The following is a 25,222-nucleotide window of genomic DNA, read 5'->3' on the forward strand; positions in this document are numbered from 1 at the left end:
CCGGCAGCGGTGCGCCCGGCTCGAAGGCGAACAGGTGTTCCTGGTCTTCCGGCGACAGGTTCAGGTCGAGACGGTCGCCGTCACGCATGTCGCCGGGCCGCAGGGGCACGGGCATCTCACCCGAGTCGGTCGCAGTGGGTGCGGGGATCGCACTCGACGGGGTGCCCGTGGTGGCATGTCTCGGCTCAGTGCGGGCCATGCGCTGGCGTAAGCCGGCAAAGCCCCTCTGCGAATTGCTCATCGAGTCTCCAGTCATCGAGGGCCGAAGGCTCTAACGGACTGTGCCCTCCCCACTGTCCGACAATGGAAACATACGTTGTCAGGGCAGGGAAGCAGCATTCAGAAATGCCCGCCGACGAGCTGCTCCGGGCTGGGGGGAAACACCCAAGTCACGCTGGTCCGGCGACGCACGGTGACGAAATTGTGATCCATTGTGCGATGGTCCCGCAACACCCCGTGAGAAGCGGCTGGTCATTTAACCGTGTTAGAGGATCGTTCCAGAACGCGATACTAACGCTGTGTCGAGATCCGGCAACTGACGGATACGGAATACGAGCACTTGGCTCGAGGTATTTCTGAGAGTGATGAAAGAATTACGATGCGCATTGTCACGCAGCGTTCGCCGGCTGATTTCTTTCCCGTCGTATTGATCCCGGCAATCCTTCGCGGTCACGATTCGATGACGAATCATTTTCGGTGATCGGGCAATTGCGGAGACCGGTTCATTATCACCCGTTCGGGCGAGTCCGGTGTGGGGTAAACCCCCGCGAATCGCCTCGGGAATGGCGGGCCGGGCATTCTTTATGTCCGTTACGGGTATTTGAGGATAGTTCAAGGTTGAGGCCGGACCCTGTTCCCGGGCCCGGTCGCAACCACCGGCGCGCTGCTCTGTGGGCCCACCCGGACCGAGGGCATATCGGTGACGAGCGCCACGGTGCCGAGTTGTCCGGTCGGCGGCACGGAAAGCCCGGTGGCGGGCCGACCCGGGCCACCGACGGCCGGCCGGTGTGATCAACATTGGCAGGGAAGGGGTGCAGGCGGAAGGTGTCCCGCCTCAAAAGGGGCGCTTGCAGGGATTCGCGCACCAGGGCATCCGACTGCGTTTGCCGGCACCCCGGACGCCCTCTACCCGATCCCACCGCCCGCCGGCCGAGAGCCGATCTCCCCAGCCGCGTCCGTGATCAGGCCAAGCGTCCCCGAGGCCGGCTCGGGCCAGCCGTTTCCCACCAGCAACACTGGTGGGTATGAAGATTTTCGCCGGCGCTGCCGGATGACCGGGAGTCTGCCCACGCTCAGTGTGGTGATCTGCTGCCGCAACAGCGCGTCCACCCTCGCGGGGACCCTGGAATCGGTGGCCGCGCAGGGGTACCCGGGCTGGTGGGAAACCGTGGTCGTCGACAACGGCTCCACCGACCGCACCGTCGAGGTGGCGCAGGGGTTCGCCGGGCGGCTGCCGAAGCTGCGGGTGCTGCGGGTGCCGGAGCCGGGATTCCAGGCGGTGGCGCTCAACCACGGCATCGAGCAGAGCACCGGTGAGGTGATCGTCTTCGTCGACAGCGACGACCTGGCGGCTGAGGGCTACCTGGAGAAGATGGCCCGGGCGCTGGCCGACGTGCCGTACGCCGGCGGCGAGCTGGAGGTGGCCCGGCTCAACCCGCCGCCCGTGCGTGCCCGCCGCGACCTGTTGCAGAGCCGGCGGATCGACGTGTTCTTCGACTACCGCCCGGCCGTCGTCGGAGCCTCGATGGGGGTCCGGCGTGAGGCGATCGCCCGGGTCGGGGGTTTCGACGAGGCTCTGCCCACCCAGCACGATCTGGACCTCTCCTGGCGCCTGGCCGGAGCCGGCGTGCCCGCGACGTTCGTGCCCGGCGCGGTGCTGCACTACCGCTACCGCCCCGGATCCCGTGAGACCTTCCGGCAGGAGCGCGGTTACGGTCTCGGCGAGGTGATGCTGTACCGCAAGTTCCGGCATCTCGGCATGCCCGGCCGGGGACCCCGCCAGGCCGTCGGCAGCTGGGCGCGGGTGCTGTTCGCCCTGCCGGGAGCTCTCAGCCCGGCCGGCCGGGCGAAGCTCGCCACGGTGACGGGCAAGGCGGTGGGCCGGCTGGAGGGCAGCCTGAGGCATCGGACGAGCTACCTCTGAGGCACCGGTAACCCCCCATCACGAAGGGGTTGGTGGCGGTCAGTGGCCCAGGAGCGGGGACATCAGGCGGGCCGCTACCGACTCGCGCTTCGTCAGGCGTTCCTCGGTGTCGGCCGCCGTCATCGCGGTCAGGCCGGCGTTGGTGCCCAGCCAGCGCAGGGGTTCGGGCTCCCAGGCGGGGGAGTGGTGGCCCACCCAGGGCAGGTGCACCAGCTGGGTGTCGTGGCCCAGCACCAGGTCGGTCAGGGTGCGTCCGGCCAGGTTCGTGGTGGACAGGCCGTCGCCCACGTAGCCCCCGGCCCAGCCGATGCCGGACGAGGCGTCCAGTCCCACCGAGGCGTTCCAGTCGCGGGCGATGCCGAGCGGGCCACCCCAGCTGTGGGTGAACCCGAAATCGCGCAGGGCCGGGAAGAGTTCGGTCAGGGTCCGGCGCAGGGCGGCGAACACCCGGGGGTGCCGGTCGAAGGACGGGTCGATGCGGGAGCCGAAGTGGTACGGGGCCCCGCGGCCGCCGAAGGCGATGCGGTCGTCGGCGGTGCGCTGTCCGTAGATCACCAAATGTCTTGCGTCGGTGAAGGTCTCGCCCCGCGACAGGCCGACGGTGGACCAGAACGAGGCGGGCAGGGGCTCGGTCGCGATCATCAGCGAGTAGATCGGCGCGATGGCCCGCCGGGTGCCCGGCAACTGCGAGGTCCAGGCCTCGGTGGCCCGGACGACGTGCTGTGCGTACACCGTGCCCCGGGCGGTGCGTACGCGCGGCCCGGCGCCGCCGGTGCCGTTGTCCGGGGTGCGCGAAAGGATCTCCAGGGCCGGGGTGCGCTCCAGCACCTGAGCGCCGAGCCCTTCGACCACGTCGGCCAGGCCGCGCACGAGCAGCGCGGGCTGAAGACGGGCGCAGCTCGCGGTGAACCCGGCCCCGACCACCCCGGAAGCCCGCACGCGGGCGGTGGTCTGATCCTCGTCCCACATTTCGTACTGATCGATACCGCCGCGGGCCGCATCGGCGGCTACCGACGCGCGCACCCGTTCGAACTGTACTGCCGAGCGGGCCAGCTCGATGGTGCCGCCCTTCGCGAAATGACAGTCGATGCCCTCAGCCGCCGCCACCCGGCCGACCTCGTCGACCGTCTCGTTCATCGCCCGGCGCATGTCGAGCGCCGGTCCCAGGCCGTGACGCCGGGCCATGGCCTGTACGCCGACGGGGAACAGGGCCGAGCACCAGCCACCGTTGCGCCCGCTGGCCCCGAAGCCCGCTATCTCGGCCTCCAGCACCGCGACCCGCAGCGTGGGATCGGCCCGCAGCAGGTAGTACGCCGTCCACAGCCCGGTCAGGCCACCGCCGACGATGCAGACGTCCACCGTCAGATCGCCGTCCAGACCGGGCCGAGGGGTGAGTGGATCACCCGCGGCCGCCGCCTGGTCGAACCACAGCGACACCGACGGGTAGCTCACGACCGGCCCTCCGGCCAGTCCGCAAGAGCCGCCGGCACAGCCGGATCACCGGGAATGCCGGGAGCGCTCAGGGGCTCGCCCCAGGTGTGGCGCAGCGGCACGATGCCGCCCCACACCGGAGAGTCCAGGTCTTCGGACGCGTCGTCGGGCGCGTCTTTCGCCGACACCTTGAGTGACCACTCGGTCAGCGGGAGCGCCAGCACCGACGTGGCCACCAGTTCCTGGGCCGACGGGGTGCGGGCCTGGGTCATGCCGGGCATCAGCGCCTCGGAGAGCACCGCGAGGGCCCGGGCCTTCTCCGAACCTTCCAGAGCGGTGTACCCGCCGAAGAGCATGGCGCTGCGGTAGTTCATGGACGACTCGAACTGGCTGCGGGCCACCACCACCCCGTCGAGCAGGGTGATGGTGGTGCAGGTCTCCACCCCGGTCGCGAGGAAGCGGAACGCCTGGGACGCGGTGGAGCCGTGGATCAGCAGGCGATCGCCGTCGCGGGCCATGCCGGTCGGCACGACGGCCAGCCGGCCGGGGGCCGGGACGGCGACGTGGGCCACCAGGGCCGCGTCGAGCACCGCGTCCAGAGCCTCCCGCGAGGTGACCTGCTTGTGTGGCGCCCGCCGCACCTGCGTCTTCGGACGTTCCTGTCTCACAGTCGGTTCCACGCCTCCGTCAGGACGGACCGGAGGATGCCCTCGATCTCGTCGAACTCCGTCGGCCCGATGGTCAGGGGCGGGGACAGCTGGATCACCGGGTCGCCCCGGTCGTCGGCGCGGCAGTACAGACCGGCGTCGAACAGCGCCTTGGAGAGGAATCCGCGCAGCAGGCGCTCGGACTCCTCGTCGTTGAACGTCTCCCGGGTGGTCTTGTCCTTCACCATCTCGATGCCGTAGAAGAAGCCCTCGCCGCGCACGTCACCGACGATCGGCAGGTCGCGCAGCTTCTCCAGGGTGGCGCGGAAGACCGGGCCGTTCACCCGCACGTTCTCCAGCAGCCCTTCCTCCTCGAACAGCTCGAGGTTGGCCAGGCCCACGGCCGCCGACACCGGGTGCCCGCCGAAGGTGTAGCCGTGCGCGAAGTAGGTGGAGTCCTTGCTGAACGGCTCGAAGAGCTTCCCGCTCGCGATCATCGCGCCGATCGGCGAGTACCCGCTGGTCATGCCCTTGGCACAGGTGATCATGTCGGGCACGTAGCCCATCTCGGTGCAGGCGAACATGCCCCCGACCCGGCCGAACGCGCAGATCGTCTCGTCCGACACCAGCAGCACGTCGTACTGGTCGCAGATCTCCCGCACCCGCTCGAAATAGCCGGGCGGGGGCGGGAAACAGCCACCGGCGTTCTGCACCGGCTCCAGGAACACGGCCGCCACGGTGTCGGGGCCCTCGAACTCGATCGCCTCGGCGATACGGTCGGCGGCCCAGCGCCCGAAGCCCTTCGGGTCGTCGCGGAACTGCGGTTCGGCCCGGTAGATGTTGGTGTTCGGCACCCGGAACGCGCCGGGCACCAGCGGCTCGAAAGGTTCTTTCAGGCTGGGGATCCCGGTGATCGAGAGAGCACCCTGGGTGGTGCCGTGGTAGGCGATCGAGCGGGAGATCACCTTGGTCTTGCCCGGCTTGCCCTTGAGCTTGAAATACTGCTTGGCCAGCTTCCAGGCGGTCTCGACCGCCTCACCGCCGCCGGTGGTGAAGAAGACGCGGTTCAGGTCGCCGGGGGCGTAGTGGGCCAGCTTCTCGGCCAGCTCGATCGCGGGCGGCGTGGCGTACGACCAGAGCGGGAAGAAGGCCAGCTCTTTGGCCTGCTTCGCGGCGGCCTCGGCCAGCTTCTCCCGGCCATGACCGGCCTGCACCACGAAAAGGCCCGCCAGGCCGTCGATGTACTGGCGGCCGGTGGAGTCCCAGATGTGGTGACCCTCGCCCTTCACGATGACCGGCACCGGGTCGGGGGCTTCCCCGAAATATCCCGAGTGCCGGGTGAAGTGCAGCCAGAGGTGGTCCCGGGACTTGTCCTGCAGGGCCTGGGTCAAAGCGTCGGTCATCTGGTACCCCAGTTGTAGAGCTGTTTGCGGAGCTTGAGATAGACGAAGGTCTCGGTGCTGCGGACGCCGGCCAGACCACGGATCTGGCGGCTGACCAGGTCGAGGAGGTGGTCGTCGTCTTCACACACCAGCTCGACCAGGAGATCGAACGAGCCGGCGGTGACCACCACGTAGTCCACCTCGGCCATCGCCGACAGCTCGTCGGCGACCGGCTCGATCTCCCCGTCGACCCGCACGCCGATCATGGCCTGACGGGTGAAACCCACCTGCAGGGGATCGGTGACGGCGACGATCTGCATGACCCCGCCGTCGAGCAGGCGCTGCACGCGCTGCCGGACGGCCGCCTCGGACAGGCCCACGGCCTTGCCGATGGCGGCATACGGACGTCGGCCGTCTTCCTGCAGCTGCTCGATGATCTGCTTCGAGGTCTCGTCGAGAGGCTGCGAGGCGGACCTGCCGGGCGCCGGCACGGGTTTACGCGTCACCTCTCGATCCTGGCCCGTCTGCGGCGGGTTCGGCAATAGATTTCGTTGTTTCTGGTGCGGAAACATTCGGATCCATGCCTGCGGTGCGTTCGGGACGACGGAACCGGTGGGCAGGCCACAGCCCCGTCCGGGACACATGCCGGAAACATTGACTGCGAATCCCGCACTGCGTTTTCCGGCCGTCGAAACCCCCACAATCGACCGGTTTCACGGGCCCGTGTCGGTATCCGGTAACGAATCCGTTGCGTTTACCCGGTCGGCGCTACGAAAAACCGCGTCGACTCCTTGCCGTGTCTCTTGACCCCGTGTCAGTATCCGAGCTGTTCGGCCGGAACTACCCATCAGTGTTCACTGAGTGTGAAAGCGTCCGGGTGACCGTGAAAGTTAACGACGTATTGCGAACCAAGCGTGATCGGCGTCGATGCCGGATTTCGTGCCTAGGCTGACGCCCCCCGCCGACGCCGCCCCGAGAACGTCACCCGTAGCGCCAGGAAAGGACTTTCGTCCCATGACCCAGCGTCGTCGCCGTCCGCTCTCCCCCGAGGCCGCGGCCGTGATCCGGGCGCAGCGCGGTTTCTCCCGTCGCTCCCTGCTCGGAGGCACCGGTGCGCTCGGCCTCGGTGCGGCCCTGGCCGCCTGCGGCACCTCCGGTACCGCCACCGGTGGCAGCGACTCCAAACCCGCTGCCGCGCAGGACACGTCGGCCAAGGACAAGATGGTCAACTGGGCCAACTGGACGCTGTACCTGGACTACGACGAGAACACCAAGACCTACCCGACGCTCGAGGCCTTCCAGAAGCAGACCGGGATCGAGGCCACCTACGACGAGGCCATCGAGGACAACGACTCGTACTACGGCAAGATCCAGGGACAACTACGCAACGGCCAGGACATCGGCAAGGACGTCATCGTCTTCACCGACTACATGGCCGCCCGGGTGATCGAGCAGGGCTACGTGCAGAAGCTCGACCTCGGCAGCATCCCGAACAGCAAGAACATCCTCGACAACCTGAAGACCGTCGACTTCGACAGCGGCCGCAACTACTCCCTGACCTGGCAGTCCGGCTACGCGGGCATCGCCTGGAACAAGGAGAAGCTGCCGCAGGGCATCAAGAGTGTGGACGACCTGTGGCGGCCCTCGCTCAAGGGACGCGTCGAGGTGCTCTCCGAGATGCGCGACACCCTCGGCCTGATCATGCTCGGCCAGGGCGTCGACATCTCCGGCGACTTCAGCAGCGACGATTTCGGCAACGCCCTCGACGTGCTCGAGAAGCAGCTCAACGAGGGCCAGATCCGCCAGGTCAAGGGCAACTCCTACAAGGAGGACCTGATCTCCGGCGACGCGGTCGCGGTGATCGGCTGGTCGGGCGACATCACGCAGCTCAACGCCGAGAACGGCGACAAGTGGGGCTTCGCCATCCCCGAGGCCGGCGGCACGCTGTGGAGCGACAACATGCTCGTTCCGATCGGCTCGCCGCACAAGGCGAACGCCGAGGCCCTTATGAACTACTACTACGAGCCCGAGGTGGCGGCCGAGGTCGCCGCCTACGTGAACTACATCTGCCCGGTCAAGGGCGCCCAGGAAATCATGGCCGCCAGTAAGGACAAGGAGCTGGCCGCGCTCGCGGGCAATGCCAACATCTTCCCGACGGCCGCGGACCTGGCCAAGGTCAAGGTCTTCCGCACGCTGAAAGGCACGGAGCAGACCGACTTCACGTCCGAGTTCCAGCGCGTGCTCGGTAACTAGTAACAACCCAGGAAGAGGGCACCGATGGCGACTGCGGAAGCAGGCGGAGACCTGCGGCTGAGCGGCGTGACCAAGCGGTTCTCGGCGTTCACCGCCGTCGACGGCATCGACCTGACGATCGCGCAGGGCGAGTTCTTCGCCATGCTCGGGCCGTCGGGCTGCGGCAAGACCACCACGCTGCGGATGGTCGCGGGGCTGGAGGAACCCACCGAAGGCTCCATCCACCTGGGCGATCTCGACGTCACGCACAAGAAGCCGTACCAGCGGCCGGTGAACACGGTGTTCCAGAACTACGCCCTGTTCCCGCATCTGACGATCTTCGAGAACGTCGCGTTCGGCCTGCGCCGGCGCGGTGTGAAGGACGTGAAGAAGCAGGCCACCGACGCCCTGGACCTGGTCGAGCTGGGGCACCTGGCCCAGCGCAAGCCGGCCCAGCTCTCGGGCGGTCAGCAGCAGCGCATCGCCCTGGCCCGCGCCGTGGTCAACCGGCCGCAGGTGCTGCTGCTCGACGAGCCGCTGGGTGCCCTGGACCTGAAACTCCGCCGACAGATGCAGATCGAGCTCAAGCGCATCCAGACCGAGGTCGGCATCACCTTCGTGCACGTCACGCACGACCAGGAAGAGGCCATGACGATGGCCGACCGGGTCGCGGTGATGAACCACGGGAAGATCGAGCAGCTGGGGGCGCCGAGTGACCTGTACGAGTCGCCCGACACCACCTTCGTGGCGAACTTCCTCGGGCAGTCCAACCTGGTGCCGGGCACCCGGACGGGTACCGACGGCGGCTACGTCGTGATCGAGAGCCACGGCCAGAAGGCGCGGATCCTCCAGAGTCGCTGCGTCCCGGGGAGTGACCTGCTGCTCGGAGTCCGGCCGGAGAAGATCCGGATCCAGGAAGCAGGGGACGAGGTTCCCACCGGTCTCAACCGGCTCACCGGCGGTGTGGTCGTCGACGCCAGCTACCTCGGTGTCTCCACCCAATACCTGGTGCGCCTGCCGTGGGGTCAGAACCTCACGGTGTTCTCCCAGAACCTGGGTATCACCGAGCGTTTCCGGGACGGCTCGGCGGTGACGCTGGCCTGGGAGCCGGACCACAGCTTCGGCCTGGCCGGTGACGCCGCGGCCGGCGTCGACGAGGAAGCGGCCGCGCTGGCCGCGGCGGCTTCGGCTCCGCAGGGCTGATCGCCATGGCCGCCATCGCCCCCCGCGCCGACGCCACCGAGGAGCTTCCCCGGGCCACCGGCCGTCAGCTGCGCACCGTTCTGATCCTGCTGGTCCCGGGTCTGCTCTGGCTCGGCATCTTCTTCGTGGTGCCGCTGTTCACGCTGGCCGGCACCTCGACCCAGACCCCCTCGGGCTCCGGTATCCCCGGCGAGTTCGTCCAGACCTTCCACCTGGCGAACTACTGGGACGTGATCAGCGAGTACAAGGGCCATTTCGGCCGCTCGTTCCTCTACTCGATCCTGGCCACGGCGCTCTGCCTGGCGATCGGCTACCCGCTGGCCTACCTGATCGCGTTCCGGGCCGGCCGGGCGCGCAACCTGCTGCTCGTGCTGGTGGTGGCGCCGTTCTTCACCAGTTTCGTGCTGCGCACGCTGGCCTGGCGGCAGATCCTGTCCGACGACGGCTGGGTGGTCTCCTCGCTGAAGTGGGTGCACGTCATCCCGCAGGACATGGCGGTGACGGCGAGCCCGCTGGCCGTGGTCGCGGGTATCACCTACAACTTCCTGCCGTTCATGGTGCTGCCGCTGTACTCCAGCCTGGAGCGCATCGACCCGCGGCTGATCGAGGCCGGGGGAGACCTCTACGGCAACGGTTTCGCGGTGCTGCGCAAGGTCACGTTCCCGCTGTCGATGCCGGGGGTGGTCGCCGGCACGCTGCTGACGTTCATCCCGGCCTCCGGTGACTACGTGAACGCCGCGCTGCTGGGCAACAACCGCACCACCATGGTCGGGAACGTGGTGGAGAGCCGCTTCTTCCGCGTGGTCGACTACCCGACCGCCGCCGCCCTCAGCTTCATCCTGATGGCGATCATCCTGGTGCTCGTCGTGCTCTACGTGCGCCGCGCGGGAACGGAGGAGCTCGTATGAGCACCGGGATCAAGGCCCGTCGCTGGCTCGGCCGCCATGCCCTGCACATCTACGGGGTGCTGGCCTTCGCGTACATCTTCACACCGATCGCCTACGTGATGGTGTTCAGCTTCAACCGGCCCGCGCGCAGCAACCTCACCTGGCGCGGCTTCACGCTGGAGAACTGGACCAACCCCTGCAACGCCCCGGACGTCTGCAACGCCCTGGGCAACAGCCTGAAGATCGGGGTGGCCTCGACGGTCATCGCCACGGTGCTCGGCACGATGGTGGCGTTCGCACTGGCTCGCTACCGGTTCCGCGGCCGCACGACCACCAACCTGCTGATCTTCCTGCCGATGGCCACGCCCGAGGTGGTGCTGGCCGCGTCGCTGCTCACGTTGTTCCTGAACATGCGCGTGCAGCTGGGCTTCACCACCATCATCATCGCGCACGTGATGTTCAGCATCAGCTTCGTGGTGGTGGCCGTGAAGGCGCGCATCGCCTCGCTGGACCCACGGCTGGAACAGGCCGCGCAGGACCTCTACGCAGGAGAGTTCGAGACCTTCCGCCGGATCACGCTGCCCCTGGTCGCGCCCGGTATCGCGGGGGCCGCCCTGCTGGCGTTCAGCCTGTCGTTCGACGACTTCATCATCACCAACTTCGTCTCCGGTGACGTCAACACCTTCCCCAAGTTCGTGTACGTGTCGGCGGGGCGCGGTATCCCGGCCGATGCTTACGTCATCGGCTCGGCGATGTTCCTGCTGGCCATGGCGATCGTGCTGGCGGCGGAGCTGTTCCGCTGGCGCCGGGCCAAGAACCTCTAGGAGGCCGGGATGGCACGGTCGAGTTCCTGGGCCGGGGGCTCCCTGACCGGGGCCTCCCACACCCCGCTCTGGCTGGACACGGCCGGCGCACCCGCTCCCCGCAGAAGCCTCGACGCCGACCTGCTGGTCGATCTCCTCGTCGTGGGTGGTGGTTTCACCGGTCTGTGGGCTGCTCTCCAGGCGGCGGAGGAGAATCCCGGACTCGTCGTCGCCCTGGTCGAGGCGGGTTCCCTGGGATGGGCGGCCAGTGGCCGCAACGGCGGTTTCTGCTCCGCCACCCTGACGCACGGCCTGGGCAACGGGATGTCCCGCTGGCCCGGGGAGATGGCTCTGCTGGAGCGTCTGGGCCGGGAGAACCTCGACGGGATCGAGCAGTCGATCGCGCGCCACGGCATCGATTGCGGGTGGACGCGGGCGGGCGAGATGACCGCCGCGGTCGAGTCCTGGCAGGTGGACGACCTGGTCGAGTCGGTGCGCGTGTCCCGGCAGCTGGGTGGCAGAGCGACAATGGTGGACGCGGTGGGCGCCCGGGCGGTCGCCGGTTCCCACACGTACCTGGCGGGTGCGGTGGACCCGGACTCCACGGCCGTGCTCGACCCGGCCCGCCTGGTGTGGGGGCTGGCGAACGCGGTCGAGCGGCTCGGGGTCACGATCGTCGAGGGGACGCGCGTGGTGGGTCTGCGCGACGAGGGAACGCGGGTGGCCGTCGGAGTCTGCACGGGTCTGGACACCGGTCTGGCGGCGGCCCCGGAATCGTCCCTCGTGCGGGAGTTCACCGTGCGGGCGAGTCGGGTGGTGCTGGCGACCAACGTGTTCCCGAACCCGCTGCGCCGTCTGCGACCGTTCACGGTGCCGGTCTGGGACCACGTCCTGGCCACCGAACCTCTCACCGACCGGCAGTGGGACGACCTGGGCTGGCACGGCGGGCAGGGCATCTCGGACGCCGGTAACCAGTTCCACTACTACCGCACGACCGCCGACCGGCGCGTGGTCTGGGGCGGATACGACGCCCTGTACTACTACGGCTCGGACCTGTCCCAGCGCCGCATGCGCCGCGAGGACACCGAGAAACGTCTGGCCGAGCACTTCTTCACCACCTTCCCGCAGCTGCGAGGCGTGCGTTTCAGTCACACCTGGGGCGGTGCCATCGACACGAGCACTCGGTTCACGGCGCTCTGGGCCCGGGCCCTCGGGGGCAAGGTGGCGTCGGTCAACGGCTTCACCGGGCTCGGCGTGGGCGCGTCCCGCTTCGGCGCCCGCGTGGCCCTGGACCTGCTCGACGGCGTGGAGAACGAGCGCACCCGCCTGAGCATGGTGCGCCGCCCCCCGCTGCCCTTCCCCCCGGAACCCGTGCGCTGGGCCGGGATCGAGCTGACCCGCGCGAGCCTGGCCCGCGCCGACGCCTCGAACGGCCACCGCAACCTCTGGCTGCGCACCCTCGACCGGTTCGGCCTGGGGTTCGACAGCTGACAGCCGATGCGGTGAACCGCCACTCGTGGTCTGCTCACGGAAGGGGTCGACGTGACGATCCAGGACGTGCCCGTGACCAGGAACACCGGCACGAACAGCCGGACCGGGTCGAGGGCGGGAGCGGCGCAGCCCGCGGCGTCGGCGATCGCCGAGCCGGCCGGCAGCCACGAGGAACTCAGCCACCGGGGCAGCGCCGGGAGCAGCGACCCGGGTGTGAGCACCCCGGTGGCGTCGAGCCCGGTCAGCACGGTGGCGCTGGCGGAGAGTGCGGTGGTCGTGACCGGCAGACGGCGGCGGCCGAGCGAGTCGGCGAGCGCCCCGGCCGGTAGGGAGGGGGCGAGAACGGGAAGGAGCGACGCGGTCTGCACCAGGGCGACGAAGCTCGCCGAGTAGGAGTGCCCGTTCGGGAACCACTGGGCGCCGACGCTCTGCATCCAGGCTCCGACGGGGGCGCGAGGCATGCGGTCCAGGGCGTACGGAAGACCGGTCGCCGTAACGGGGCCCACGGTGAGGCGGAGGACAGGAGAGCCTGCAGCGCGGAAACCAGGAGGGCGCGGGCTCAGGGCAGCAGGCCGTCCAGCACCGGGCCCAGCATGGCCGCCATCGTGCGGGCACCGCGGATCTGGCGGCGGGACCAGGGGGCGTCGTCGCGGCGGTAGCACTCCAGCAGGCCGATCACCCGGTCGCGGCTGATCACCGGCACCATCAGTACGGTCTCGAAGTGCAGGCGCTGCAGCAGGTCCCGCTCGGTCTGCTTCCCCGGGGCACCACGGCCGAAGGGATCGTGACCCCGGTAGACGGGGACGACGGAGCGGGTGCTCAGGCAGAGCTGGGTGAGCGGATAACTGGCCAGGGGATAGGTCGGCGTGCTGTCGCCGGACGGGGCGGCGTCCGGGCGACCGGCTGCGACCAGGGCCGACTCGTCGTCGGTGAGCACACTGACCTCGAGGTGGTCCGCGCCGAGCACCCGTCCGCAGCCGGTCACCAGAGTATGCAGGCCGGTCAGGGAGGTGACGGAAGTGAGGCGGGTCAGGAACTCGTCGATGGCGGGGGCGCTTCTCGCCTCCGGCGCCGAGGGCCGGGGCGAGGAAGTGGCCGGCGCCGGTCGGGCCGGATCTCCGGAAGCAAGCGGGCGCCCGGATTGCGCCGGTCGGCCGGACAGCATCGCCACCATGCGGGCGTGCGCCGAACGCACGGCGCCGGGCTCGGCGGCGCGGAACTCCGCCTCCGGCAGGCCGACGGCCCAGCCCTGCGCGGAGGCGACGTCGAGATCGGCGATGGCCTCCAGATCGTCGAGGTTCTCCACCCCCTCGGCGCAGACGGTCGCGCCGATCTGTTCGGCCAGGTCCACGACGGCCCTGATCAGCGCGGCCTTCGACGGATTGCCCGCCACGCCCTGCACGATCGCCCGGTCGAGTTTCAGCTTGGTGGGAACGAGGTTCAGTACCCGGCGCAGGCCTGAGTGGGCGGTACCGACGTCGTCGATCGCGACCCGGGCGCCCCGTTCGCGCAGCTGATCGAGTTGACGGCGCAGGGCGCCGGTGCCCGGCGACCACTCGTGCTCGGTCAGCTCGATCTCGATACCGGTCAGATCGGCGGGCAGCACGGCGATGAACGACGGGCTGGTCAGAACGGTCGGCGAGACGTTGACCGCGATCGTGGTGCCGGGGGGACGCTCGTGCCGGCGGGCGAGGGCACGCACGACGGCTGCGGACTCCAGCGCGGTGCCGAGACCTAGATCGCGAGCCCGGGTGAACCAGTCCTCGGCGCCGCGGATGGGGCTCGCGGGGAACCGGGCCAGTGCCTCGTAGCCCTCGACCGTCATTCGCGACAGCGAGAGCTGCGGCTGATAGACGATCTTCGGGCCACCACTGTCGAGCAGGCGGTGCAGTGCGAGCCGCGACGCATTCATGGACGGCCAGGCGTGCTTGTCCTCGTGACTCACCGAGCCGCGCCGGGCGGACGGAACGGAAGCGGTTTCCATCGTGCGACCCCTGGGGGAGAAGGGCTTCAACGGGGCCGTGGGATTGCGGCCGTTCGTGAAGCCTTCCATAGGGCCCGCACCGAGGGATCCTCTGAACGGCCTGGTTTTCGTTACAATCAGTGGATGGCTCGTCACTTCGGGCGGAGATTCCGAACGCTGGGTCGCGCCCCGCGCGATGCCCGGTGGGGGCGCCTCGTGGGCGGCCCCCGTCCGGTATCACGGAACGCTACCGAGGTGCGGTTCGCCCACCCGTTGCCCGGGGGCGCTCAGCCGACCTGTTCGGCCAAGGCCTCGGCGAGCACGGTGAGGGCGTCGTCGAGCAGGTCGTCGGTGATCGTCACGGGCGGTAGCAGGCGGATGACGTTGCCGTAGGTGCCGCAGGTCAGGGCGATCACGCCGTGCTGGTGGCAGTGTTTCGCGACCCGGGCCGCCAGGCCCGCGTCCGGGGTGGCCGAGCCGGGGACGTTCAGTTCGATCGCCTGCATGGCTCCGCGCCCCCGGACGTCCGCAATCTGTGGGAACTTCGCCTGGAGATCCAGCAGGAAGGACCGCAGCCGCTCGCCCAGCCGCCTCCCGGTCTCCACCAGACCGTCCTGCTCGATGGTCGCGATCGCGGCGAGCGCGGCGGCGCACGCCACCGGATTGCCCGTGTAGGTGCCACCGATGCCGCCGGCGTGGGCGGCGTCCATGATCGAGGCCCGGCCCGTGACCGCCGAGAGCGGCATGCCGCCCGCGATGCCCTTGGCGGTGACGACCAGGTCGGGCACCACGCCCTCGTGCTCGCTCGCGAAGAAATGACCGGTGCGGGCGAAGCCGGACTGCACCTCGTCGGCCACGAACACCACCTCGTTCGCGGTGCACCAGGCGGCCAGAGCCGGGATGAAACCCGTTGCGGGCTCGATGAAACCGCCCTCACCCAGGATCGGCTCGAGCACCAGGCAGGCCACCCGTCCGGCACCGACCTGGCTCTCGATGTCACTGATGGCCCGGGCGGCCGCCGCGGCCCCGTCGGTACCCAGCGGGTCGCGCAGCGGGTAGGACATCGGCGCCCGGAACACCTCACCGGCGAACGGGCCGAAACCGTCCTTGTAGGGCATGTTCTTGGCGGTCATTGCCATCGTCAGGTTGGTGCGGCCGTGGTAGGCGTGGTCGAACACCACCACGGTGTCGCGGCCCGTGGCGCGGCGCGCGATCTTCACCGCGTTCTCCACTGCCTCGGCGCCGGAATTGAACAGGGCGGAACGCTTTTCGAAGTCACCAGGGGTAAGGCGGTTGAGCGCCTCGCAGACCGCCACGTAACCCTCGTACGGGGTGATGGTGAAACAGGTGTGGCTGAACTGCGCGATCTGCTGTTGCACCCCGGCGACGACGGCGGGCACCGCGTGGCCCACCGTGGTGACGGCGATGCCGGAACCCAGGTCGATGAGGTGGTTACCGTCGACGTCCACCACGATGCCGCCACCGGCCCGGGCCGCGAACACCGGCATCAGGCTGCTGACCCCCGAGGCCACCGCCGCGTCCCGCCGGGCGGCCAGCTCACGGGAGCGGGGACCGGGCAATTCGGTGACCAGGTGGCGCTTCTGGGCGACGGCCGGGGCGGAGTACGGCGCTGCGGACAGGCCGGCCGCGCCGGACTGGGGGAGGCTGGAGTCGGGCATGGGCCCAGCATAGTTTCCGTACGGATTTCGCGTGATCGCCCGGGCACGGTCTGTCTTCCCCGAGGGACTCCGGGGAAGAAGCTCGTCGAGCAGTCCGCCACCCAGTTGCTGCGCGCGTCGGTGGAACTCGGCGGCAACGCGCCCTTCCTGGTCCACCCCGACGCCGATCTCGACGCCGTGGGCACCGGGGCCGAGATGCTCGTCGGTGGTTCCCCCGGCGATCATGAGCCGTTCGCCCCGGCACCGGGCCTGCGCTCCGGGATGCCAGACTGGCCGCCATGTCTGAACGTCGCGACGTCGTGCTCCTCGGTTCCACCGGTTCCATCGGTACTCAGGCGATCGACGTGGTGAGTCGTAATCCTGACCACTTCCGCGTCGTCGCCCTGGCCGCCGGTGGCGGCAACCTCGAGCTGCTGGCCGCCCAGGCGGCGCAGTTGCGGGTGGCGGTCGTCGCAACCGGGGACGCGTCGAAGCGCGCGGCTCTCGAGGAGCTCCTGAACCGTCACGCGGGGGCGGGGCACGGTATCGAGGTGCTGGCCGGGCCCGACGCCGCCGCGGAGGTCGCGGCCCGCCCGGCCGACGTGGTGCTGAACGGCATCACCGGGGCGATCGGCCTGGCCCCCACGCTCGCCGCGCTCGGCGCCGGCAGCACCTTGGCCCTGGCCAACAAGGAATCGCTGATCATCGGCGGCGAGCTGGTGACCGGTGCCGCCGCCCCCGGCCAGATCGTGCCGGTCGACTCCGAGCACTCGGCGCTGGCCCAGGCCCTGCGCGGGGGGACGCCCGACGAGGTGAAGCGGCTGGTGGTGACGGCCAGTGGTGGCCCGTTCCGGGGCCGGACCCGCGCGGACCTCGAGAAGGTCACGCCGGCCCAGGCTCTCAGGCACCCCACCTGGAACATGGGCCCCATGGTCACGACGAACTCGGCCACCCTGGTCAATAAGGGTCTCGAGGTGATCGAGGCGCACCTGCTGTTCGGCATCCCCTTCGACCGGATCGACGTGGTCGTGCACCCGCAGTCGATCGTCCACTCGATGGTCGAGTTCACCGACGGCTCCACCCTGGCCCAGTGCTCGCCCCCCGACATGCGCCTGCCCATCGCTCTCGGGATGGGCTGGCCGCACCGGGTTCCCGAGGCGATCGGCGGCCTGGACTGGACCACCGCGAGCACCTGGGAGTTCTTCCCCCTCGACGACGAGGCCTTCCCGGGAGTGCGGCTGGCCCGCGCCGCGGGCGAGCGGGCGGGCACGTTCCCGGCCGTCTACAACGCCGCGAACGAGGAGTGCGTCTGGGCCTTCCACGACGGGCGCATCGGCTTCAACCAGATCCTCGACGTGGTCGGCGACGTGCTGGCCGACCACACGCAGGAGGGTTCCCTGACGATCGAGGCCGTGCTGGCTGCCGACACGTGGGCTCGTGAGCGGGCCCGCGAGCGGATGGCGAAGCTGTCCTGACCCCCCGATCCGGACCAGCTGGGTGTCGAGGGTGACGGGACCCGCGTCCCCGGCCCCGCCGACAAGGTGACCCCGCCGGAAGGTGACCGGAGCACCATCGGTGCTCCGGTCGTCTTCAGGCAGTGATCTAGAACAGGATCGTCGCGTAGGTGCCGACCGTCTGGAACCCGACCCGCTCGTAGGCCCGGATGGCCCGGGTGTTGTAGCCGTTGACGTACAGGGAAACGATCGGGGCGACCTCACGCTGCACGGTCTCGACCAGGCTGGCCATGGCCGGGGCGGCGACGCCCTGGCCGCGGTAGCGCGGGTTCACCCATACGCCCTGCACCTGCACGGCCTCGGGCACCACCGAACCGAGCTCGGCCTTGAACACGACGACGGGGCCGGACTCGGTCTCGTCCATGCGCACGAACGAGCGGCCCGACGCGACCAGGCCGCTGACCTGGGCCCGGTACACCGCTCCACCGTCGGCGGCGACGGGGGAGTAGCCGACCTCCTCGGTGAACATCGCGACGCAGGCCGGCACGAGCAGCTCGAGCTCGGACATCTGGCTGCGGCGCACCAGGAGGTCGGACTCCACCGTGGGCGGGGTGGACATGGCCATCAGCGGCTGGTTGGCCCGGATGTCGCGGGCAGGACCCCACGACGCCTGGAGGTGCTGCCACAGCCCGAGCACCATGTGCGCCGGACCGACGATGCTGGAGCACTGCCGGCCACTGCGCCGGGCGCGGTAGGCGAACGCCTCCACGGCCTGCTCGTTGGCGTTGACGGGCACCAGGTTCGCGCCCGACCAGCAGGCGGCCCGCATGGCGCCGGACTCGTACCAGCCCCAGATCTCGCCGCCGTGCCGGCGCGGGTCACCCTTCAGGGCCCGCAGCCGGGCGGCCACGAAAAGGTTCGCGACCGGGTCCTGGGCACACAGGGCCAGGGCCTCTTCGACGTCGTCCCTGGCCAGAACCTTCAGCGCCGAGCGCAGCACGTGCAAACCTCACCTGTCGTCATGGTGCGCCCCGCAGCCGGCCGCAGGTCAGCTGACGGACACCTGGGGAGAGCCCTCCGGCGCATCATCGCCCATCTCCTCGGCGATGCGCATCGCTTCCTCGATCAGGGTCTCGACGATCTTCGACTCGGGCACGGTCTTGACGACCTCACCACGGACGAAGATCTGGCCCTTGCCGTTGCCGGAGGCTACTCCCAGATCGGCCTCACGCGCCTCGCCCGGGCCGTTCACCACGCAACCCATGACGGCGACGCGCAGCGGCACCTCCATGCCCTCGAGGCCCGCGGTCACCTGTTCGGCGAGCGTGTACACGTCGACCTGGGCGCGACCGCAGGACGGGCAGGAGACGATCTCGAGCTTGCGCGGGCGCAGGTTCAGCGACTGCAGGATCTGGATGCCGACCTTGACCTCCTCCACCGGCGGGGCGGAGAGGGACACGCGGATGGTGTCGCCGATGCCGTTGCCGAGAAGGTGGCCGAAGGCGACGGCCGACTTGATCGTGCCCTGGAACGCCGGGCCGGCCTCGGTGACCCCGAGGTGCAGGGGCCAGTCACCGCGCTCGGCGAGCAGCTCGTACGCCCGAACCATGACCACCGGGTCGTTGTGCTTGACCGAGATCTTGAAGTCGTGGAAGCCGTGCTCCTCGAACAGCGAGGCCTCCCACACCGCCGACTCGACCAGCGCCTCGGGCGTGGCCTTGCCGTACTTGGCGAGCAGGCGCTTGTCGAGCGAGCCGGCGTTGACGCCGATCCGGATCGAGGTGCCGGCGTCGCCCGCGGCCTTGGCGATCTGCTTGACCTGGTCGTCGAACTGCCGGATGTTGCCCGGGTTCACCCGGACGGCGGCACAGCCGGCGTCGATCGCGGCGTACACGTACTTCGGCTGGAAGTGGATGTCGGCGATCACCGGGATCTGCGACTTCCGCGCGATCGCCGGCAGCGCGTCGGCGTCGTCCTGGCTCGGGCAGGCGACCCGCACGATGTCGCACCCGGCCGCCGTGAGCTGGGCGATCTGCTGCAGCGTGGCGTTCACGTCGGAGGTCAGCGTGGTCGTCATGGACTGCACCGAGACCGGTGCGTCACCGCCGACCGCGACCTTGCCGACCTGGATCTTGCGGGATTTGCGGCGGGGGTTGAGAACGGGCGGCGGCGCGGTTGGAATACCCAGACTGACGCTCATGACCTGAACCGTGCCTCCTTGGGAAAACCCCGTTTAACTGCCCTTCCGTCCATTCAGAACGGATCGGAGCGTCAATTATGCCGTGCCCGGTGGGTGCTCCTTCTCACCTGTCCTCACCCGCACGGTGGGTACACCGGATGTTCATCCCGGCCGACAGAGCTCCAGAAGAAAGAACCCGGGCTGTCCTGTGCCACCGGTCGACAGGCCGGGCGGGTATAAAAGTGGGGCGTTCCCCGATCCGGGCGAACAGGGTGCATCTGACGGCGATCAGGGAGTAACGGCGGGGATGAGTTACACGATCGGGGTGGTCCTGTTCGCGCTCGGCCTTCTCATCAGCGTCTGTCTGCACGAGGCCGGGCACATGCTCTCGGCGAAACTGTTCGGTATGCGGGTCACCCGCTACTTCGCCGGTTTCGGGCCCACGGTGTGGTCGTTCCGCCGGGGTGAGACCGAGTACGGCTTCAAGGCCGTACCGCTGGGCGGGTTCGTCAACATCATCGGCATGGCGCCGGGTGTGGAGGAACCCGAGGCCGAGGAGACCGAGGCCCAGGGCCGGGCCTTCTGGCAGAAGCCGCTGTGGCAGCGCACGATCGTGCTCGCCGCCGGCTCCATCACCCACCTGGTCATCTGCATCCTGCTGCTGGTGCCCGCCTTCTGGCTCTTCGGCGTGCCCACCGCGAAGGCCCTGGACCAGACCCCGGCCGTGGTCGGCGCGGTCTCGCAGTGCGTGATCCCGGACTACGACGTCACCGGTGACGGCGCCCTGCGCGCCTGCACGGCCGACGACCCGAAGTCGCCCGCGGCCCTGGCCGGGCTGAAGCAGGGCGACCGGATCACCCGTCTCGGCACCTCCGGCATCCCCTCGTACGCGGCGTTCCAGAAGGCCGTGCGCGAGCAGCCGACCGACCAGGCCGTGGCACTGACCTACGTGCGCGACGGCCAGGAGAGCACCACCCAGGTGACGCTGGTCAACACCCAGCGCCCGCCGCTGGGGGCCACCGACTCCAGCTCGCTGGTCGCCACCCCGACCATCGGCATCCAGAACCAGACCGAGGTCTACAACGACCGCTACGGCTTCGTGGACAGCGTCGGCCAGGCGTTCAAGACCACCGGGCAGACCCTGGTCAGCGGCGTCGAGGCAATCACCCGGCTGCCCAGCAAGATCAGCTCGCTGTGGAGCGCCCTGCTCGGGGGCGAGCGCTCGCCCGACGACCCGGTGAGCGTCGTCGGCGCCAGCCGTCTGGGCGGGGAGATCGTGCAGACCAGCGGCCTGCAGGGCGGGGCCACCTTCCTGTCCATCCTGGCCGGGCTGAACGTCTTCCTGGGCCTGTTCAACCTGCTGCCGCTGCCCCCGCTCGACGGTGGTCACATCGCGGTGGCCTGGTACGAGGCGGCCCGCCGCAAGCTGGCTGCGCGCCGCAGCCGCCCCGACCCGGGCCCGGTCGACCGGGAGAAGCTGATCCCGCTCACCCTGGCGATCATCGTGATCTTCGGTGCCTTCACCCTGCTCACGGTCTCCGTCGACGTGGTCAACCCGATCCGCCTGCAGTAAGAGGTCCTCCACCCGCGTCCGGTTCCCCCGGGCGCGGGTGGAGGATAAAACCACTGGTGGCCAAGGACTAGGCTGTAGAGCTGTTCAGTCCACCCCCAGGAGGATGAGTCACGTGCTGCTTCGGATGTCGTCGTTGTTCCTGCGAACGCTTCGCGAGGACCCGGCGGACGCCGAGGTTCCGGGGCACCGCCTGCTGGTCCGCGCCGGCTACGTCCGCCGCGCGGCGCCCGGTATCTACTCGTGGCTGCCCCTGGGCTACCGCACCTTCCGCAACGTCGAGCGCATCGTCCGTGAGGAGATGGACGCCGCCGGCTTCCAGGAGGTGCACTTCCCCGCGCTGCTGCCCCGTGAGCCCTACGAGGCCACGAACCGCTGGACCGAGTACGGCGACAACCTGTTCCGCCTGAAAGACCGGCGGGGCAACGACTTCCTGCTCGGGCCCACGCACGAGGAGATGTTCACGCTCCTGGTGAAAGACCAGTACTCCTCGTACAAGGACCTGCCGGTCTCGCTCTACCAGATCCAGACCAAGTACCGGGACGAGGCGCGGGCCCGGGGCGGTCTGCTGCGCGGCCGCGAGTTCGTGATGAAAGACAGCTACTCGTTCGACATCGACGACGCCGGTCTGGCCGCCAGCTACCAGCGGCACCGCGACGCGTACATCAAGACGTTCGAGCGTCTCGGCCTGGACTTCGAGATCGTGTCGGCCACGTCCGGCGCGATGGGCGGCAGCCGCAGCGAGGAGTTCCTGCACCCCACCGAGATCGGTGAGGACACGTTCGTCCGCTGCACCACCGGGCACTACGCGGCCAACTCCGAGGCGGTCACCACGCCCGCCCCGGCCGTGATCCCCCTGGAGGGTCTGCCCGCCGCGCACATCGAGGACACGCCCGACACCCCGACCATCGACTCGCTGGTCGCCGCGGCCAACGCGATGTTCCCCGGCCGGGACTTCACCGCCGCCGACACCCTGAAGAACGTCGTCGTCACCCTGGTGCACCCCACCGGCGAGCGCGAACCGCTGGTGATCGGTGTGCCCGGTGACCGCGAGGTGGACACCAAGCGCCTCGAGGCCGCGGTGGCCCCGGCCGAGATCGACGCGTTCGAGGCGGCCGACTTCGCCCAGCACCCCGGTCTGGTGAAGGGCTACATCGGCCCGCAGGCGCTGGGCACCGAGTCCCAGACGAAGATCCGCTACCTGCTCGACCCCCGCGTGGCCGGGGGCAGTGCCTGGATCACCGGCGCCAACCAGCCCGGTAAGCACGTGTTCGACCTGGTCGCCGGCCGGGACTTCACCGCCGACGGCACGATCGAGGCCGCGAACGTGGTGGAGGGCGACCCCTGCCCGGTCTGCGCCGCCGAGGGTGGCGAGGGCAGTCTCACGCTGGCCCGCGGTCTTGAGATCGGCCACATCTTCCAGCTCGGCCGCAAGTACGCCGACGCGCTCGGGCTGAAGGTGCTCGACCAGAACGGCAAGCTGGTCACGGTGACCATGGGCTCGTACGGCATCGGCGTCAGCCGGGCCCTGGCCGCGATCGCCGAGGCCTCCTGGGACGAGAAGGGTCTGTGCTGGCCCCGCGAGGTGGCCCCGGCCGACGTGCACGTGATCGCGCAGGGCAAGGCGGCCAAGGACACCGCGGTGTTCGAGGCGGCCGAGAAGCTGTCGCGGGAGCTGGAGGCCGCGGGCGTCCGGGTGCTGTTCGACGACCGTCCCAAGGTCTCGCCCGGCGTGAAGTTCAAGGACGCCGACCTGATCGGGGTGCCCTCGATCCTGGTGGTGGGCCAGAAACTGGCCGACGGCGTGATCGAGTTCATCGACCGCAAGAGCGGCGCGAGTGAGAATGTCCTCCTCGGCGAGGCCGTGAAGCACGTGGTGGCAGCGATCAACGAGTAGGCGGGTGGGGTTCCATGCTTGATCTGGCTCTGGCTCAGCAACTGCGGAAGGCCGGTCTGGCCTGGAACCCCCTGCCCGGGGACCGCTTCGTCCTGCCTGACCGGGGCATGGACGAGGAGGTCTTCGTGGTCAGCAACATGGTCGTCGAGGTGCACGACGTGCCCGGTGGCCAGGTGATCGGCTTCAACGGCACCACCGAGTGGGCCCTGGACTCCCTCGAGCAGCAGCAGGTGGTCTGGATGCCGCGCGAGACCCAGCTGCGGGAACTGCTCGCGATGCGCTTCGTGAGCCTGGAGAGCGTCACCGGGGGATTCGCGGTGACGTTCTCCCGGAACGACGGCACGACCCTCCGGGAAGTCGATGCGGACGCCGAATCCGCTTACGCGCGGGCTGTTCTCGCCGTTCTCGAAGCGAAGGGGTGAGCCGTGGCGATCGAGGCCGTGATCTTCGACTGGGGCGGCACGCTGACTCCGTGGCACGCGATCGACCTGGATCGCCAGTGGCAGGTGTTCGCGCAGATCTACGCCGCCGATCATCCGGACGGTGGCACGGAGCTGGCCCGGCGCATGCGCCAGGCCGAGCGGGACTCCTGGGCCCGGCTCAAGGAGACGGGAGCCAGCGCCCGGCTCACCGAGGTGTTCGAGGCCGTCGGTGTGCAGACCGACCATCCGGGCCATCAGGCCGCCCGGGTGGCCTACGAGGAGTTCTGGGAGCCGCACACCTATCTCGATCCGGACGTGCCCGAGGTCTTCGCCGGTCTGCGGGAGCGCGGCATCCGGATCGGAGTGCTCTCCAACACCATCTGGTCGCGGGAGTACCACCGCGGCCTGTTCGCGCGTGACGGCATCCTGGATCTCATCGACGGTGACGTGTACTCGTCCGAGATCCCTTACGTGAAGCCGCATCCGGAGGCGTTCGGGGCCGCCCTGAAGGCGGTGGGCTCACCCGATCCGGCCGCGTGCGTCTACGTCGGCGACCGCGTCTACGAAGACGTGCACGGGGCCCAGCGGGCCGGGATGCGGGCGGTTCACGTGCCGCACAGCGACCTTCCGCCCGACCAGCAGGTGCCCGTCGAGGTCACCCCGGACGGCACGGCCCACCGGCTCCTCGACGTGCTCACCCTGGTGGACGGCTGGCGCTGATCAGCTGCTGCTGCCCGGGTCGGCGACCGGCTTCTTCGTCCAGGCCGCCTGGCGCCGGGTGCAGTCGACCAGCACCCCGGCGGCGGTCGTGGTGACCGTGTCGTCCTGCGCCACCGCGATGACGTCCACGGCCAGCCCGGCCAGGCGCTGCTCGATCGTCGTGGCCAGGGCCGCGGCCTTTCCGGCACTGGTCGGCGGGGTCACCGAATAGGCCGCGCTGCCCTGGACCGGGTCCACGTTCGCGGCCAGGAGCAGGCGCTCCAGCTCGTCACGCTGCTGCCGGTGCACCTCCCAGATCTCGTCGGCGACCTCCCGTCGGTCGCCGCCGATATGGGCCACCACCAGCGGGTACGCGTAGAACGCGGCGTGTTCCCCGGCCAGCAGCCGGTTCAGGGCGCCGCTCTCGCCGGTGGTGAGGGTGCTTGAGGACGAGGTTGCGCTCGTTCCCGGGGTGGTGGCGTCCTCGTCGCTGGTAGCCGATGCCGACGGACTCGCGTCCTCGTCGTCGTCCTCGATCGAGGAGACCGTGAGCTCACCGAAGGCCTTGCCCCCGGTGGCCGAGCGCAGCAGGTCGGCGTTGGCCGCGCACGAGGCCGCGAGTCGGTAGAGCAGCCCGGCGAAGGCCGGGCTCAGGCCGGCCGCATCACCCAGAAGGGTTCGGGCCGCCGACCATTCGGCCTTGGCCAGGGCGGAGGGGGACTCGGCCGTCTCGGTGCCGGACGTGTCTGGAGTACCGGACGAGGTGGGCCCCGGGGTGGGCGAGGTCGTCCCGGACACGGGGGAGCCGAGATCCGTGAGCTGGGCCGTGTGCGCCTCGGCCGTCCGGGTGAGCAGTTTCGCCGTGCTGCCCTTGATCCGCAGGGTCGCGCCGTTCGGCAGCGTGCCGGAGGCCAGGGCCGAGGCACTGGCGCGCAGGGCCGTCACCGTCGTCACGGCCCGCGCGACGGCGGCCGCCTCGGGGCCGGAGTCTGTACTCGCTGCCGCCGTGGTGCCGACGGCGGAACCCGCGGAACTACAGGCAGTGAGCCCCACGCTCGTCAGGGCCAGGGTGCCGAGAGCGAGGAACGCCCTGCGACCGGCCGGCGGCACCGGCACGGATGCGGGTGGGGCAAGGGACGTTCCGGTGTTCGGGCTCAGCAC

At 69.7% G+C, this 25,222-nt stretch carries 20 protein-coding genes and 2 pseudogenes; 12 read left to right on the top strand and 10 right to left on the bottom strand.

What is annotated here, in order from left to right:
- Nucleotides 1-1,270 precede the first annotated feature (1,270 nt).
- Complete coding sequence (locus tag LR393_RS27705; RefSeq protein ID WP_231487834.1) at nucleotides 1,271-2,143, top strand: glycosyltransferase; 873 nt, start codon at nucleotides 1,271-1,273, stop codon at nucleotides 2,141-2,143.
- A gap of 39 nt (nucleotides 2,144-2,182) precedes the next feature.
- Here the strand turns inward: LR393_RS27705 and LR393_RS27710 are convergent, their stop codons facing one another.
- Genes LR393_RS27710 through LR393_RS27725 form a run of 4 tightly spaced genes read right to left on the bottom strand, consistent with a single transcriptional unit; the run spans nucleotide 2,183 to nucleotide 6,109 of the window.
- The gene (locus LR393_RS27710; protein ID WP_231487835.1) at nucleotides 2,183-3,595 is read right to left on the bottom strand and encodes an NAD(P)/FAD-dependent oxidoreductase; all 1,413 of its coding nucleotides are present in this window, start codon (nucleotides 3,593-3,595) and stop codon (nucleotides 2,183-2,185) included.
- Complete coding sequence (locus tag LR393_RS27715) at nucleotides 3,592-4,242, bottom strand: pyridoxamine 5'-phosphate oxidase family protein (RefSeq protein WP_231487836.1); 651 nt, start codon at nucleotides 4,240-4,242, stop codon at nucleotides 3,592-3,594. The genes LR393_RS27710 and LR393_RS27715 overlap by 4 nt, the downstream gene beginning before the upstream one ends.
- The gene (locus LR393_RS27720) at nucleotides 4,239-5,624 is read right to left on the bottom strand and encodes an aspartate aminotransferase family protein (RefSeq protein WP_231487837.1); all 1,386 of its coding nucleotides are present in this window, start codon (nucleotides 5,622-5,624) and stop codon (nucleotides 4,239-4,241) included. Before LR393_RS27720 ends, LR393_RS27715 begins: the two co-directional genes overlap by 4 nt.
- Nucleotides 5,621-6,109, bottom strand: coding sequence for an Lrp/AsnC family transcriptional regulator (locus LR393_RS27725; RefSeq protein ID WP_231487838.1), 489 nt, complete (start codon nucleotides 6,107-6,109; stop codon nucleotides 5,621-5,623). The genes LR393_RS27720 and LR393_RS27725 overlap by 4 nt, the downstream gene beginning before the upstream one ends.
- 508 nt (nucleotides 6,110-6,617) lie before the next feature.
- Here LR393_RS27725 and LR393_RS27730 point away from each other — a divergent pair.
- From LR393_RS27730 to LR393_RS27750, 5 genes are read left to right on the top strand one after another with little or no spacing between them, the layout of a single operon-like run.
- Nucleotides 6,618-7,856, top strand: coding sequence for a polyamine ABC transporter substrate-binding protein (locus tag LR393_RS27730; protein WP_231487839.1), 1,239 nt, complete (start codon nucleotides 6,618-6,620; stop codon nucleotides 7,854-7,856).
- 24 nt (nucleotides 7,857-7,880) lie between these two features.
- Entirely contained in the window at nucleotides 7,881-9,038 is a 1,158-nt protein-coding gene (locus tag LR393_RS27735; RefSeq protein WP_231487840.1) for an ABC transporter ATP-binding protein, read from the top strand.
- A 5-nt stretch (nucleotides 9,039-9,043) separates the two neighbouring features.
- The gene (locus LR393_RS27740; protein WP_231487841.1) at nucleotides 9,044-9,946 is read left to right on the top strand and encodes an ABC transporter permease; all 903 of its coding nucleotides are present in this window, start codon (nucleotides 9,044-9,046) and stop codon (nucleotides 9,944-9,946) included.
- Nucleotides 9,943-10,749 carry an ABC transporter permease gene (locus tag LR393_RS27745; protein ID WP_231487842.1) on the top strand — a complete coding sequence of 269 codons (807 nt, stop codon included), beginning with the start codon at nucleotides 9,943-9,945 and terminating at the stop codon, nucleotides 10,747-10,749. Before LR393_RS27740 ends, LR393_RS27745 begins: the two co-directional genes overlap by 4 nt.
- A gap of 9 nt (nucleotides 10,750-10,758) precedes the next feature.
- On the top strand, nucleotides 10,759-12,219 hold the full coding sequence (locus LR393_RS27750; RefSeq protein ID WP_231487843.1) for an NAD(P)/FAD-dependent oxidoreductase: 1,461 nt from the start codon (nucleotides 10,759-10,761) through the stop codon (nucleotides 12,217-12,219).
- Nucleotides 12,220-12,476: 257 nt separating this feature from the next.
- Here LR393_RS27750 and LR393_RS37260 read toward each other — a convergent pair.
- The 3 genes and pseudogenes from LR393_RS37260 to gabT form a co-directional block, all read right to left on the bottom strand.
- A pseudogene (locus tag LR393_RS37260) lies at nucleotides 12,477-12,680 on the bottom strand (MFS transporter); the annotation flags it as partial.
- A 98-nt stretch (nucleotides 12,681-12,778) separates the two neighbouring features.
- The gene (locus LR393_RS27760; RefSeq protein ID WP_231487845.1) at nucleotides 12,779-14,203 is read right to left on the bottom strand and encodes an EAL domain-containing protein; all 1,425 of its coding nucleotides are present in this window, start codon (nucleotides 14,201-14,203) and stop codon (nucleotides 12,779-12,781) included.
- A 266-nt stretch (nucleotides 14,204-14,469) separates the two neighbouring features.
- A complete protein-coding gene (gene gabT / locus LR393_RS27765; RefSeq protein WP_231487846.1) occupies nucleotides 14,470-15,861 on the bottom strand; it encodes a 4-aminobutyrate--2-oxoglutarate transaminase in 1,392 nt (463 codons plus the stop codon).
- Nucleotides 15,862-15,933: 72 nt separating this feature from the next.
- Between gabT and LR393_RS37265 the strand changes: the two are divergent.
- Nucleotides 15,934-16,053: pseudogene (locus LR393_RS37265) on the top strand (aldehyde dehydrogenase family protein); the annotation flags it as partial.
- Nucleotides 16,054-16,139: 86 nt separating this feature from the next.
- Entirely contained in the window at nucleotides 16,140-17,315 is a 1,176-nt protein-coding gene (gene dxr / locus LR393_RS27770; RefSeq protein ID WP_231487847.1) for a 1-deoxy-D-xylulose-5-phosphate reductoisomerase, read from the top strand.
- A gap of 127 nt (nucleotides 17,316-17,442) precedes the next feature.
- Here the strand turns inward: dxr and LR393_RS27775 are convergent, their stop codons facing one another.
- Nucleotides 17,443-18,294: a GNAT family N-acetyltransferase gene (locus LR393_RS27775; RefSeq protein ID WP_231487848.1), complete on the bottom strand. Its 852-nt coding sequence runs from the start codon at nucleotides 18,292-18,294 to the stop codon at nucleotides 17,443-17,445.
- Between the two features lie 48 nt (nucleotides 18,295-18,342).
- Nucleotides 18,343-19,494: a flavodoxin-dependent (E)-4-hydroxy-3-methylbut-2-enyl-diphosphate synthase gene (ispG, locus tag LR393_RS27780; RefSeq protein ID WP_231487849.1), complete on the bottom strand. Its 1,152-nt coding sequence runs from the start codon at nucleotides 19,492-19,494 to the stop codon at nucleotides 18,343-18,345.
- 286 nt (nucleotides 19,495-19,780) lie between these two features.
- Between ispG and LR393_RS27785 the strand changes: the two genes are divergently transcribed.
- From LR393_RS27785 to LR393_RS27800, 4 genes are all read left to right on the top strand, one after another.
- On the top strand, nucleotides 19,781-21,046 hold the full coding sequence (locus tag LR393_RS27785; RefSeq protein ID WP_231487850.1) for a M50 family metallopeptidase: 1,266 nt from the start codon (nucleotides 19,781-19,783) through the stop codon (nucleotides 21,044-21,046).
- A 112-nt stretch (nucleotides 21,047-21,158) separates the two neighbouring features.
- Nucleotides 21,159-22,940 (top strand): proline--tRNA ligase, encoded by a 1,782-nt coding sequence (locus LR393_RS27790; protein WP_231487851.1) that lies wholly within the window; start codon nucleotides 21,159-21,161, stop codon nucleotides 22,938-22,940.
- Between the two features lie 14 nt (nucleotides 22,941-22,954).
- Nucleotides 22,955-23,362, top strand: a complete 408-nt coding sequence (locus tag LR393_RS27795; RefSeq protein WP_231487852.1) for a pilus assembly protein CpaE — start codon at nucleotides 22,955-22,957, stop codon at nucleotides 23,360-23,362.
- Nucleotides 23,363-23,365: 3 nt separating this feature from the next.
- Nucleotides 23,366-24,082, top strand: a complete 717-nt coding sequence (locus tag LR393_RS27800; RefSeq protein WP_231487853.1) for an HAD family hydrolase — start codon at nucleotides 23,366-23,368, stop codon at nucleotides 24,080-24,082.
- Here LR393_RS27800 and LR393_RS27805 read toward each other — a convergent pair whose 3' ends face one another.
- Nucleotides 24,083-25,222 carry a ferritin-like domain-containing protein gene (locus LR393_RS27805; protein ID WP_231487854.1) on the bottom strand — a complete coding sequence of 380 codons (1,140 nt, stop codon included), beginning with the start codon at nucleotides 25,220-25,222 and terminating at the stop codon, nucleotides 24,083-24,085.

It is taken from the genome of Kineosporia mesophila, from assembly GCF_021129235.1.
In the GTDB taxonomy this organism is placed as follows: Bacteria; Actinomycetota; Actinomycetes; order Actinomycetales; family Kineosporiaceae; genus Kineosporia; species Kineosporia mesophila.

Coding starts and splice junctions, on each gene's coding strand:
- LR393_RS27705 (WP_231487834.1), top strand. CDS start 1,271: ATGACCGGGAGTCTGCCCACGCTCAGTGTGGTGATCTGCTGCCGCAAC.
- LR393_RS27720 (WP_231487837.1), bottom strand. CDS start 5,624: ATGACCGACGCTTTGACCCAGGCCCTGCAGGACAAGTCCCGGGACCAC.
- LR393_RS27730 (WP_231487839.1), top strand. CDS start 6,618: ATGACCCAGCGTCGTCGCCGTCCGCTCTCCCCCGAGGCCGCGGCCGTG.
- LR393_RS27735 (WP_231487840.1), top strand. CDS start 7,881: ATGGCGACTGCGGAAGCAGGCGGAGACCTGCGGCTGAGCGGCGTGACC.
- LR393_RS27740 (WP_231487841.1), top strand. CDS start 9,044: ATGGCCGCCATCGCCCCCCGCGCCGACGCCACCGAGGAGCTTCCCCGG.
- LR393_RS27745 (WP_231487842.1), top strand. CDS start 9,943: ATGAGCACCGGGATCAAGGCCCGTCGCTGGCTCGGCCGCCATGCCCTG.
- LR393_RS27750 (WP_231487843.1), top strand. CDS start 10,759: ATGGCACGGTCGAGTTCCTGGGCCGGGGGCTCCCTGACCGGGGCCTCC.
- LR393_RS27760 (WP_231487845.1), bottom strand. CDS start 14,203: ATGGAAACCGCTTCCGTTCCGTCCGCCCGGCGCGGCTCGGTGAGTCAC.
- gabT (WP_231487846.1), bottom strand. CDS start 15,861: ATGCCCGACTCCAGCCTCCCCCAGTCCGGCGCGGCCGGCCTGTCCGCA.
- dxr (WP_231487847.1), top strand. CDS start 16,140: ATGTCTGAACGTCGCGACGTCGTGCTCCTCGGTTCCACCGGTTCCATC.
- ispG (WP_231487849.1), bottom strand. CDS start 19,494: ATGAGCGTCAGTCTGGGTATTCCAACCGCGCCGCCGCCCGTTCTCAAC.
- LR393_RS27785 (WP_231487850.1), top strand. CDS start 19,781: ATGAGTTACACGATCGGGGTGGTCCTGTTCGCGCTCGGCCTTCTCATC.
- LR393_RS27795 (WP_231487852.1), top strand. CDS start 22,955: ATGCTTGATCTGGCTCTGGCTCAGCAACTGCGGAAGGCCGGTCTGGCC.